The sequence below is a fragment of the Arthrobacter sp. P4_F10 genome, from assembly GCF_056401435.1.
This window is the reverse complement of the sequence record NZ_JBFUJJ010000003.1, coordinates 261,334-273,401: the sequence shown is the minus strand read 5'-3', so window position 1 is coordinate 273,401 and position 12,068 is coordinate 261,334. Positions and strand designations below refer to the sequence as shown.

The 12,068-nt window shown below is 66.9% G+C and carries 10 protein-coding genes; 7 read left to right on the top strand and 3 right to left on the bottom strand.

Annotated elements, in window-relative coordinates:
- Together AC1DR1_RS06090 and AC1DR1_RS06085 are read right to left on the bottom strand one after the other, a co-directional pair.
- A partial coding sequence (locus AC1DR1_RS06090; RefSeq protein ID WP_476992327.1) for a hypothetical protein occupies positions 1 to 664 on the bottom strand: 664 nt, incomplete at its 3' end.
- Positions 665 to 1,329: 665 nt separating this feature from the next.
- Positions 1,330 to 1,908 carry a MarR family winged helix-turn-helix transcriptional regulator gene (locus tag AC1DR1_RS06085; RefSeq protein WP_476992326.1) on the bottom strand — a complete coding sequence of 193 codons (579 nt, stop codon included), beginning with the start codon at positions 1,906 to 1,908 and terminating at the stop codon, positions 1,330 to 1,332.
- Between the two features lie 227 nt (positions 1,909 to 2,135).
- On the opposite strand from AC1DR1_RS06085, the gene AC1DR1_RS06080 reads away from it, so the two are divergent.
- A complete protein-coding gene (locus AC1DR1_RS06080) occupies positions 2,136 to 4,502 on the top strand; it encodes an MMPL family transporter (RefSeq protein ID WP_476992325.1) in 2,367 nt (788 codons plus the stop codon).
- Between the two features lie 37 nt (positions 4,503 to 4,539).
- Here AC1DR1_RS06080 and AC1DR1_RS06075 read toward each other — a convergent pair whose 3' ends face one another.
- Complete coding sequence (locus AC1DR1_RS06075; protein WP_476992324.1) at positions 4,540 to 5,502, bottom strand: NAD-dependent epimerase/dehydratase family protein; 963 nt, start codon at positions 5,500 to 5,502, stop codon at positions 4,540 to 4,542.
- A gap of 122 nt (positions 5,503 to 5,624) precedes the next feature.
- Here AC1DR1_RS06075 and AC1DR1_RS06070 point away from each other — a divergent pair, with 122 nt between their 5' ends.
- From AC1DR1_RS06070 to AC1DR1_RS06045, 6 genes are all read left to right on the top strand, one after another.
- Positions 5,625 to 6,401 (top strand): TetR/AcrR family transcriptional regulator, encoded by a 777-nt coding sequence (locus AC1DR1_RS06070; protein ID WP_476992323.1) that lies wholly within the window; start codon positions 5,625 to 5,627, stop codon positions 6,399 to 6,401.
- Between the two features lie 91 nt (positions 6,402 to 6,492).
- A complete protein-coding gene (locus AC1DR1_RS06065; RefSeq protein ID WP_229994338.1) occupies positions 6,493 to 6,948 on the top strand; it encodes a hypothetical protein in 456 nt (151 codons plus the stop codon).
- Positions 6,949 to 7,299: 351 nt separating this feature from the next.
- Positions 7,300 to 9,168, top strand: coding sequence for a molecular chaperone DnaK (gene dnaK, locus AC1DR1_RS06060; RefSeq protein WP_229994337.1), 1,869 nt, complete (start codon positions 7,300 to 7,302; stop codon positions 9,166 to 9,168).
- A 2-nt stretch (positions 9,169 to 9,170) separates the two neighbouring features.
- Positions 9,171 to 9,845, top strand: coding sequence for a nucleotide exchange factor GrpE (locus AC1DR1_RS06055; protein WP_229994336.1), 675 nt, complete (start codon positions 9,171 to 9,173; stop codon positions 9,843 to 9,845).
- 264 nt (positions 9,846 to 10,109) lie between these two features.
- Complete coding sequence (locus tag AC1DR1_RS06050) at positions 10,110 to 11,093, top strand: DnaJ C-terminal domain-containing protein (protein WP_229994335.1); 984 nt, start codon at positions 10,110 to 10,112, stop codon at positions 11,091 to 11,093.
- 15 nt (positions 11,094 to 11,108) lie between these two features.
- Entirely contained in the window at positions 11,109 to 11,531 is a 423-nt protein-coding gene (locus AC1DR1_RS06045) for a heat shock protein transcriptional repressor HspR (protein ID WP_229994334.1), read from the top strand.
- Positions 11,532 to 12,068: the final 537 nt, after the last annotated feature.

The window sequence follows — 12,068 nt, the reverse complement described above, 5'->3', positions numbered from 1 at the left end:
GGTCAAAGCYGTAGAGSTGGGTGCCGTTGGCGSTGTAGATGCTGAGCGTGTAAGTGGATCCGGTTCCGAGGCCGGCGGGGAACCTGAAGTTCAGGCCGGCCCTGCCTGCCTTGGGCAGGTCGATCGCGTAGTAATCGGTGTCGTAGAAATTTGCGCTAAGTGTTGAACCGGAAATAGTGGTTCCAAGGGGCACCACTGTCGCGGCGGCGGTGCTGCTGTTGGGTTCGAGTTCGCCGGTCCCCGCGGTCAGGGTGGTGTTGAGGGTGTAGGTCCTGCCCCAGCTTGCCTGGCTGTTTTCGCCGTAGATTTTGATGTAGGCGCGGCCTGCGGGCAGGAACGTGCCCTGGCTGGCGAGCGAGGTTCCGTCAGCGTCGGAGCCATCGAGGTCAAAGCYGTAGAGSTYGGTGCCGTTGGCGSTGTAGATGCTGAGCGTGTAAGTGGATCCGGTTCCGAGGCCGGCGGGGAACCTGAAGTTCAGGCCGGCCCTGCCTGCCTTGGGCAGGTCGATCGCGTAGTAATCGGTGTCGTAGAAATTTGCGCTAAGTGTTGAACCGGAAATAGTGGTTCCAAGGGGCACCACTGTCGCGGCGGCCATGGTGCCGTTGGGTTCAGCCTCGGACGTCGCAGCCAGGGAGGGCGCAGCTGTCAGAAGTGAAAGAAGCACCGCTAGGAGCGCTATGAGTGCTGTGCGTGCCGGACTGAAAATGTGACGTATGGCGCCGATCCCATGTGATGCCAATTTGTCCCCCTGAATTGTGTACTAGCCCTATTGCAGTCGACAAAGTATGTCGAGAGTGTCCACGCAAGATAATGAAGTGCCCGAATTGTCATGCAGAATTTCGCCGGATTCGTCAAATCGAAGAAAGCTGTCAAGTCGCTTGAGTCGCGGCTTGTTGGTTAGGTGCGCGCGGGTAACTCGCTTTGCTGGGGTCGCGCCTCGCTACTCTTGGGGAGAGATGACGTTGTGGCGTGCCGTTGGCTGCGTTGCTGTGCCACCACGTAAGGCTAGGTTTTTAACCTGTATCTTTTCTTGACTTGCCGTCGGAACCGAGTGCTTTCCATGATGAAGCGCCTTCGCAAAGAACGGCATGGTGGTCAACTCCGGCCTCCGCGAATTAGATAGATCGACTTCATTCGTCGACATCACCAATTCAGCATCCTGCCAGTCTTCTCGCCCATTGATCCCGCAACTGACCAGCAATATATCGATGAAAGGGAGCCTTCACCGGCGTTGCCGCCGTAGTCACCGGCATGCAGTTCCAGTTTGGGGAGGCGCTTCCCGGTCGCCGGCCGGAAACCGCCGCCCACCCGTGACGCCCGGGCCGCGAGTCAGCCGGGGCGCTGCTCCGGCGCTTGCTCCGGCCCGGGGCCGTGGGCCGCTTCCTCGCCCGCCCGGACAGTGGCATCGATCATGGAGTTCAGGAACCGGGTGACGATCTCCAGTTCCTCCGGCGTGAAGTTCGCCATGGCTGCACCCATGTGGCGGGCCAGCGGCAGGAACATTGCGCCGCCGTCCCGGTAGGCCTTGGGCGTCATGCGCAGCTGCACCTGGCGGCGGTCAGCGCCCTCGCGCTCACGGACCACGTGGCCGGAACTGTGGAGCCGGTCGATCAGTGCGGTGGTGGCCGGGGAGCTGAGGTTCAGCTCTTTCCTCAGCACCCCTGGAGTGACAATCTGGTCTCGCGCCGCATGCCGCATGATGACGGCGAGGGCGTTGAGGTCCGTGCGGTGCATGTCATTGCGGCCGCCGGCGGAGTCCACATAGCGGTTGGCCTCGAGGGTGAATTCCTGCAGGAGCCGGACAAGGGGCGGCGGACCGGCGGCTTCGGGCGGGACTGTGTTCCTGGGCGAGACCGCGTCTTCGGATAGGCCTGCGTTTTCGGATAGGCCCGGGGATTCGGCTGACACGGCGGACCTCCTTCGTCCCTTGATCCTGCACCGGCGGTCTGACCGCGGCAGGTCGGCGCTGTCGACGGCGCCTTCGGGAGTCTACTGCAGGGTCTGCGCAGCGGCCTGACGCCGGCTGTCTCTATTCTCCTCCGGTGCCCCCGGTCATTGGGTTATCTCTATGATGGAGATAGTCTACTATGGAGTTGATCTCTGCTCCCACTCCGAGGCGCACCCTGGAAGGAAACATGAAAACGACTTCGTCCGCGGCGATCCGTGTCCCGTTCTGGCTGAGTTGGCTGGTTCCCGCAGTGCTCGTCGTGGCCTGGCTGGCGCTCGCCGGCGTCGGCGGCCCGACATTCGGCCGCTTGAGTGAGGTGTCATCAAACGATCAGGCATCATTCCTGCCGGCCGGGGCGGAGGCCACGGAGGCCGCGGACTGGCAGGCCAAATTCCGGGACTCCAAGGAGATCCCCGCCGTGATCGTGATTGAGAGCGGCTCCGCCTTCACTCCGGCCCAGCTGCGCGAGGCCGCGGCACTCAAGGACAGGCTGGAGGCCCTGCAGGGCGGCAGCACGGTGATCGGCCCCATCCCTTCCGAGGACGCCAAGGCGGTCCAGTTCGTGGTGCCCATTCCTTCCTCTGCGGAAGTGAAGACGGTGGTCAAGGAGCTGCGCAACGAGGTTCAGGCGTCCGCGCCGGCAGGAATGCAGACCTTCGTTACCGGACCGGCCGGGCTCACGGCGGACCTGGTGAGTGCTTTCGCCGGAATTGACGGCATCCTGCTGCTTGTGGCCCTCGGGGCCGTGTTCCTGATCCTGCTGATCGTCTACCGTTCCCTGCTGCTGCCTGTCATGGTGCTGTTCACGTCCGTGTTCGCGCTGTGTGCCGCGATCCTGCTGGTGTTCGGGATGGCCAAGGCCGGCTGGATCCAGCTGAACGGCCAAAGCCAGGGCATCCTGTCCATCCTGGTGATCGGCGCGGCAACCAACTACGCCCTGCTGTACGTGGCACGGTTCCGCGAAGCCCTGACCCACACCACCGACCGGACGGCGGCCGCCCTCACCGCATGGAAGGCGGCCTGGGAACCGATCCTGGCCTCCGGCGCCACCGTGATCATCGCACTGCTCTGCCTGCTCTTCTCCGACCTCAATTCCAACAAGGCCCTCGGCCCCGTGGCGGCCGCGGGCATCCTCTGCGCGCTGTTCGCGGCCCTGACCCTGCTGCCTGCCCTGATGGCGCTGCTGGGCAGGGCGGCGTTCTGGCCGTTCCGGCCCAAGCTGCTGCCGGAAACCCAGCGGGAACCGGAACTGGTCACCGGGCTGGAGGGCCAGAAAGGGCTCTGGCGCGCCACCGGTTCACTGGTTGCCCGCCGGCCGCGCACCGTCTGGGTCGCCTCGGTCCTCCTGCTCCTTGTGGCCGGTTCCGGCATCCTGCAGCTCAAGGCCAACGGCGTGGCCCAGACTGACGTCATCCTCACCGCCTCCAACGCCGTCGACGGACAAGATGCCCTGGGCCGGCACTTCGACGCCGGGTCCGGCAGCCCGGCGGTGATCGTGGCCGACCAGGCAAGGGCCCAGGAGGTCCTGGATCGGGTCATGGCGAGCAACGGCGTCGGGGACGCCTATCTGCTGGCCGAAGGCGGCGTTCCCATCATGACCGGCGCCCTGGCCAACCCGGCCAACCCGGCCGCTTCGGGCACTCCCGGCGCCCTGGCCAACCCGGCCAACCCGGCCGCTTCGGGCACTCCCGGCGCCCTGGCCAACCCGGCCAACCCGGCCAACCCTGCCGCTTCGGGCACTCCTGGCGCTCCGGCGGCCCCGGCGTTCCCGGCGGCCCGGGACGGGAAGGTCCTGATCAACGCGACGCTGGACTCCGCCGCGGACTCCACCGAAGCCGAAAACGTCGTGTTGTCGCTCCGCCAGGAACTGAAGGAGATAGACGGTGACGTGCTGGTCGGTGGCGTGACGGCGACGGCCCTGGACACGAACACCACCGCCCAGCGTGACCTCGTCACGATCATTCCGGTGGTCCTGGGTGTGATTCTGGTGATCCTCATGCTGCTGTTGCGCTCGGTGCTCGCGCCGGTCCTGCTGGTCGCCTCCGTGGTCCTGTCCTACGCAGCGGCGATGGGCGTCTCAGCCTTCGTGTTCAACAACGTTTTCGGCTTCCCGGGAGCGGATGCAACGGTGCCCCTGTTCGGCTTCGTCTTCCTCGTGGCACTGGGCGTTGACTACAACATCTTCCTGATGAGCCGGGTCCGGGAGGAATCCCTCAAGCACGGCACCCGGCCCGGCATCCTGCGGGGCCTCAGTGTGACCGGTGGGGTCATCACCTCGGCCGGGGTGGTCCTCGCCGCCACCTTCGCTGCCTTGGGCGTCATTCCGATCATGTTCCTGGTGCAGCTCGCCTTCATCGTCGCGTTCGGCGTCTTGCTGGACACGGTGCTGGTCCGCTCCCTGCTGGTGCCCGCGCTGGCCTACGACATCGGCCCGCGGCTCTGGTGGCCCGGCAAGGCGGGCCAGCCGGGGAACGATGCCGCGGCCCGCAGCGGTGCCCTTTCCTCGCGCGCGCCGTCCTCCCGGCAGGAGGAAGAGGAAGCCGGAGTCCGCTAGGGGGAACCGAAAGCCGCAGCCGCCGTCGCTCTCCCTGTCATTGTCCCCCGTCCGCCCACCAGGCGACCGTGGCGGCGGCTGCCTCGTGCAGCGGGGTCGGGGCCACGCCCAGGGCGGCCTGGCTCGCGGTCGAATCCATCACGAACGGGCGCTCGAACTGGTACAGCGTCTCGGCGATTTCCCGCATGTCGGGGGAGAACACCCCCATCGCCTTCAGCGCCCATCCGGGTATCGCCGTGACCCGCGGGGCCYGGGCGCCGGCTGCCTTGGCGAATGCCCCAGCAAGCTCGCGCTGGGTCAGCGCAGGTCCGGTAGGCGCATGCCACACCCGGTTCCACACCTTCGGCTTGTCCGCCGCGGCAATCATGGCGGCCGCGAGGTCGGGAACGTAGGTAAAGGAATGCGGCTGGTCCGCCCGCCCGATCACCTGTACTGGCTTGCCGGCCGCGACAGGACGGACCATGCGCTCGCCGGCGTGCGACATGCGGACCCGCGGCCCGAAGAAATCGCCGGCCACCATGCTCACGGTGGCGGTGGCGGATGCCGCGCGGGCGGCGAGCAGCTCGGTTCGGACGCCGCGCTTGCCGCCCTGCGCCTGCCGGGGGCTGTCCTCGGCCATGACATTCTCCGGGGCGCTGTAGGAGTACAGGCTCTCCGGGAAGACGACGACGGCGCCAGCCTCGCCCGCCGCGGCGAGCACGTTCTGCTCGGCGGCCGGCAGTTCCCTGGCCCACACGTCGGCGTTGTACCGCGAGCCGTGGATGCAGTGGAAGACCGCCGTGGCGCCGAGGAAGGCCTCACCTAGTTGGGCGGGCTCCGAAACATCAATCGACAGTCTTTCGACCAGCGGATGGGCGGGTCCGCTGCCGGACCTTGTCAGGATGCGTACGCGGTGGCCCGCCGCGGCCAGCTGTTCCGCGACGGTCCAGCCCACCGGGCCGGCCCCCGTGACGACATAGAGCCTGGCCGATGGGCGCCCGGAGGCAGCAGGTTCGGACATTTCGATCTCCTTCGATGATATGAGAGCAGTGCTCTCCCTTCAGGATGCGACGCCCGGAGCGGCAAGTCAAGAGCGGTGCTCACATTTGTTGACAGTGCTCTTGTTTGTGAAATGCTGGACTCATGCCAGAAGACAGGATTGAAGCCGACGCTGATGTTTTTCCGGCAGCCGCGGATTCCCGGCCCCGCACCCCGCGCGAGCGTGCCCGGGCCCAGACCGTCGCCGATATTGTCCGGCTGGGCCGGGAGCATCTGGCCGTGCACGGGGCCGCCGCACTGTCCCTCCGTGCGGTGGCCCGGGACCTCGGCGTGGTCTCCTCGGCGGTCTACCGCTACGTGGAGAACCGGGAAGAGCTGCTGACCCTTCTCCTGATTGATGCGTACAACGAACTTGGCGATGAAGTGGATGCCGCCGTCGGGGCGGTACCGGAAGCAGACTTCGGCGGCCGCTTTGCGGCGCTGGGCCGCGCGGTGCGGGACTGGGCGCTGCGCGAGCCCTCCCGCTACGCACTGCTCTTCGGCAGTCCGGTGCCCGGTTACCAGGCCCCGGCCGAGCGGACCACCGGTCCCGGCACCAGGGTGATTACTGCCCTCATTGGAATCCTCGACGGCGCCTTCCGGGCCGGGCGGGTTGTCGCGACGGGTCGGCGGAGTCCTGCCGTGGCCGCCGGGCTGGCAGGGGATCTGGCGAAAATCCGGGCGGAGTTCGGTCTGGCGGTGCCGGATGACCTCCTGGCCCGCGGCGCCCTGGCCTGGACCTCACTCTTCGGCGCCGTCAGCTTCGAAGTCTTTGGCCAGTACGGCGCCGGCACGTTCACTGCCCGGGAGGAGCTCTTTGACCACCAACTGGCGGTGCTGGCCTACGTCGCCGGACTGCCGGCGGCCGGCGCTGCCGTATGAACCAGGTTCCCCTGTTGCCCCGCGGTGGCGCTCGATAGACTGCCACTGCGCCCGCACGGGCGCGCCCGATGCGTCCAGGAAGGATCCATCCATGTCTGAACAGAACAGGCCCGAAGATAGCAGGCCTGAAGAGAACTTGTCTGAAGAGAACGTGTCCGGAAAAGCGGTGTCCCACGACGCCGATGCGGGTCCCACTGTGGATGAAGCGGAGGCGGCGGCGCCGGAGGGGCAGTACGTCGAGGGCGACTACGGCTCCGCCGGCACGGCAGGCGAAGTCCCGCCCACGGCCGTCGAGGGGGCGTACGCGGCTGGGGACTACGGCAGTGCCGGCGTGGCCGGAGCGGCCGTCGTTGGCGAGGTGGAAGGCGACTATCCCGAGGGCGACTACGGCGAGGGCGGGGTCTCCGGTGAGCCCGCCGGCGTCGCCGAGGAGGGGGAGTACCCCGAAGGTGACTACGGGACCGCCGGAACGGCCCGTCCCGAGCAACCCGGCCGGCCGGCAGTGGGGGAGTCGGCCGACGAGGACGCCGCGCGAGGCGATAGCTAGCGCGAAGGAAGCTGGCGGCACCAGCCGGCGCAGGCGTCGGCTGGTCTGCGGCGCGGGCCAGTGCACAGGGAGCGGGCCTCTGCGGGTGGTCAGTGCACGGGTTCGCGCAGGGCGAAATGCTTCCTAGGGAAGCGGCGGAGGGGCTGGATTCCGGGGAATCTGGGCGGTGATGAGCGGCCGCGGGCCGGACGCGAAACAAAGTTGAGTCGATGTCGCTCAACTTTGAATTGACTTATGACCGCGTCTGGGTAAAGTTGAGTGCAGATCGCTCAATAACGGTCGGACCCGGTTGGAACCACTGTGGGTCCGCGGCCATCTCCGCAAGATTCCAAGGAAGTAAGGAAGCAATCCATGTCACGTGCAGTAGGTATTGACCTCGGAACCACTAACTCCGTCGTCTCCGTTCTCGAAGGTGGCGAGCCCACCGTCATTGCCAACGCCGAGGGTGGCCGCACCACGCCGTCGGTTGTTGCCTTCTCCAAGTCCGGCGAGGTCCTGGTCGGCGAGATCGCCAAGCGCCAGGCCGTCAACAACATTGACCGCACCATCGCATCCGTCAAGCGCCACATGGGCACTGACTGGACGGTCGCCATTGACGACAAGAAGTACACGGCGCAGGAAATTTCCGCCCGTATCCTCATGAAGCTCAAGAACGACGCCGAGTCCTACCTCGGCGAAAAGGTCACCGACGCCGTCGTCACCGTGCCGGCCTACTTCAACGACGCCCAGCGCCAGGCCACCAAGGAGGCCGGAGAAATCGCCGGCCTGAACGTCCTGCGCATCGTCAACGAGCCCACCGCGGCCGCCCTGGCCTACGGCCTGGACAAGGGTAAGGAAGATGAGCTCATCCTGGTCTTCGACCTCGGCGGCGGAACGTTCGACGTCTCCCTCCTTGAGGTCGGCAAGGACGAGGACAACTTCTCCACCATCCAGGTCCGCGCCACCGCCGGTGACAACCACCTCGGCGGCGACGACTGGGACCAGCGCGTCGTGGAGTACCTGCTGAACCAGCTCAAGGTCAAGGGCATCGACCTGACCAAGGACAAGATTGCCCTGCAGCGTCTCCGCGAAGCAGCGGAGCAGGCCAAGAAGGAACTCTCCTCCTCCTCGAGCACCAACGTTTCGCTCCAGTACCTGTCCGTCACCCCGGACGGCCCGGTGCACCTGGACGAGCAGCTGACCCGCGCCAAGTTCCAGGACCTCACCAAGGACCTGCTGGACCGCACCAAGAAGCCGTTCCAGGACGTCATCAAGGAAGCCGGCATCAAGCTCTCCGAGATCGACCACATCGTGCTCGTCGGCGGTTCCACCCGCATGCCGGCCGTCTACGACCTCGTCAAGGAACTGGCCGGAGGCAAGGAGCCGAACAAGGGCGTCAACCCGGATGAGGTAGTCGCCGTCGGCGCAGCCCTGCAGGCCGGCGTCCTCAAGGGCGAGCGCAAGGACGTGCTGCTGATCGACGTCACGCCGTTGTCCCTTGGCATCGAAACCAAGGGCGGCATCATGACGCACCTGATCGAGCGCAACACCGCCATCCCCACCAAGCGCAGCGAGACCTTCACCACCGCGGATGACAACCAGCCGTCCGTGGCCATCCAGGTCTTCCAGGGCGAGCGTGAGTTCACCCGCGACAACAAGCCGCTGGGCACGTTCGAGCTGACCGGCATCGCTCCGGCTCCCCGCGGCGTCCCGCAGGTCGAGGTCACCTTCGACATCGACGCCAACGGCATCGTGCACGTTTCGGCGAAGGACAAGGGCACCGGCAAGGAACAGTCCATGACCATCACCGGCGGCACCGCGCTGTCCAAGGAAGACATCGACCGCATGGTCCACGACGCCGAAGAGCACGCAGCCGAGGACAAGGCCCGCCGCGAGGCAACCGACACCCGCAACACGGCCGAGCAGCTCGCCTACTCCGTGGACAAGCTGATCGCTGACAACGCCGACAAGCTGCCCGAAGAGGTCAAGACCGAGGTCAAGGCCGACGTCGACGCCCTCAAGAAGGCCCTCGAAGGCACCGATGACGCCGCCGTGAAGACCGCGTTTGAGAAGCTGCAGGCTTCCCAGACCAAGCTCGGCGAAGCCATCTACGCCCACGCCGGTTCCCCCGACGGCCACGCCGGTGCGCAGGGTGCCCCCGCAGGCGAGCAGGCAGCCGGCTCCGGCTCCGACGAGGACATCGTCGACGCCGAAATCGTTGACGAAGACGAGAAGAAGTAATCATGCCGCACCACGGTAACGAAGAAGAGCACGGTTCTTCCGAGGGCCGGCGCGACGCCGAACAGCAGGAGAGCGAGTCGCAGAAGCCGGTGATCCACGATCACCGCAAGGTTGACCCGAAGACCGGCCAGGCCCGCCACCCGGGCCAGGAGCAGGCCGGCGCTGCGGACTCCCGTTCCGGGGATGCCCTGTCCCAGGCGGAGGACATCCTTAACAGTGTTGAGGTGCCCGCCGAGGAATCGGTGGCGCAGGGCGTTGACGCGGCCGCGGCGGAGGAGCTCAGGAATGACCTCCGCCGACTGCAGGCCGAGTACGTCAACTACCGCAAGCGGGTCGAGCGCGACCGTGCCGTGGCCGGCGAGATGGCCGTCATCGGCGTCCTGAACGCGCTGCTGCCGGTACTGGACGACGTCGACGCCGCCCGCCAGCACGGCGACCTCGCGGACGGTCCTTTCGCCGCGATCGCCGCCAAGCTGGAGGCTGCGCTGAAGACATACGGACTGGTCCGCATCGATGAGACCGGCGTGGAGTTCGATCCGACCATCCACGAGGCCCTCATCCAGCAGCCCGGCACGGATATCGAAATCGACACCGTCAGCCAGGTGCTGCGCTCGGGCTACAAGTCCGGCGAACGCGTGCTCCGCGCGGCCCAGGTGATCGTGGCGGTTCCGGCGTAGTCGCCTGTCGCGAAGCGATACAAGGGGCCCCGCCCCTCCGCCGGGTGGCCAAGGATCTGCGATCCTCGGCCACCCGGCTCCGGCAGGCCCGATGCCACTCCCGGGCCCCTTGTCTCGCTCCGCTCAGCGGTTGTCTCGCCTAAGGTGAGATGATCGCAGCGGAGCTGGATAGGGGGCCGCGGCGTGGCGGGCACCGCGAAGCGGGCACGGCCCCCTATCCAGCGGAGCTCAAACGCAACACAAAGAATTTGAAAGGAAACGCCATTGGCTAGCCAGGACTGGGTGGACAAGGACTTTTACAAGATCCTTGGTGTCGCCAAGGACGCTTCCGACGCCGACATCAAGAAGGCCTACCGCAAGCTTGCCCGGCAGCACCACCCGGACAGGAATGCCGGTGACTCGGCGTCGGAGAGAAAATTCAAGGACATCTCCGAGGCCTATTCCGTGCTCTCGGATCCCGATGAGCGCCAGCAGTACGACGCCATCCGGGCCATGGGTGGCGGCGCACGCTTTGCCCCCGGCGGAAGCGGCGGGGCTGCCGGCGGAGCGGGCTTCGAGGACCTCTTCGGCGGGCTCTTCACCGGCGGCGGGGGGCGCCATTCCGGCGGTTACAGCACGGCCGGCGGCATTCCGCCCGAGTTCGCAGATCTCTTCGGCGGCGGCGGGTTCGGCGGCGGGGGCCAGTCCTTCCAGCGGGCTCCGCAGAAGGGCGCGGACCGCACTGCGTCCACGTCGATCTCGTTTGCCGGGTCAATCCGCGGCACCACGATCGGCCTGCGCGAACCGGACGGCGAGGTCATCGACGTCCGCATCCCGGCCGGAATCAAGGACGGACAAAAGGTCCGTGTCCGCGGCAAGGGACAGTACGCTGCCGCCGGCAATGGCGACCTCATGGTCACCGTCTCGGTGAAGCCCCACGAGTTCTACGTCCGCGACGGCGACAACCTCCGCATCCACGTCCCGGTGTCTTTCCCGGAGGCGGCCCTGGGCGCGGATATCGAGGTTCCGACGATCGACGGCGATAAGGTCAAGGTCAGGGTCCCCGCAGGGACGCCCTCGGGCCGGACGCTGCGCGTCAAGGGCCGCGGCGTCAAGCACGCCAAGGCCACCGGCGACCTGCTGGTGACAATCGACGTCGCTGTTCCGCGGAGGCTGAACAAGGAAGCGGAGGAGGCCGTGAAGGCCTTCGCCGCGGCAACCGCCGATGAAGACGTCCGCGCGGGCCTGGCAGCCAAGGCCCGGCTCTAGGAACGGGATCCAGCCATGGCCATCGACTTCGATCAGCCGATCTTCGTCATCTCCGTTGCCGCAGAACTGGCGGACATGCACCCGCAGACACTGCGCCAGTACGACCGGCTGGGAATCGTCTCGCCCAGCCGCGCCCCGGGCAAGTCGAGGCGCTACTCGCAGCGGGATGTGAACATGCTCCGCGAGGTCCAGAGGCTCTCCCAGGAGGGGGTCTCGCTGGAGGGCATCAAGCGGATCCTGCAGCTGGAGAACCAGGTGGCCGCCCTGCAGCGCCGTGTCAGCGAACTGACGCAGGAGCTGGGACGGCGCCGCCAGGGCGCCGATTCGCGGATCTTCGCCGCCGGAACGGCTGGCGACGTCGTCAGCCTGGCCCGCGGCAAGCGCCCCCAGGCGAGGTCGCAGGCGCTGGTGGTGTGGCGGCCGCGGGGCATCGACTAGGACAAACAACAGTGCCCGGGACCAATGGTCCCGGGCACTGCTGTCGTTGCGTGCGGTGGGGTGCTGCCGCCGGGGCCTACTTGCCGGCCGCGATGAGCTGGTCGACGGCGGCCCGTTCGCGCTTCCCCCAGGTCTCCCGGGTGACCAGGGCGGCAATGAGCCCGATGGCTCCGCATGCCATATAGACAATTGCCACGCCGCTCCAGCCCCAGGCCGCTGCCGTGGCTGCTGCGATGAGGGGGAGGAAGCCGGAGATTGCGGCCGAGAGCCCTGCTCGGCCTGCCTACCGTGTGGCTGCGTGACTGTGCTCCTCAGCGTCACGTCCTTCGGTTACTTCGAGGCGTCCGGGCAAGTAGTCGCGGGAGCGGACTGAGTACACCGGAACGCGAACAAGTACCCGGCCATCCGATAGTCGGGTACCTGATTTGCGTGACTTCATGCCCGTGCCGCGCGTTGAATTGGAGTGTCAGAAATGCTGGCATGACATGCTCACAGCTCCTACGGGAAGCCCGGGCGCGGAGCCAGCGCAGGAGCAGC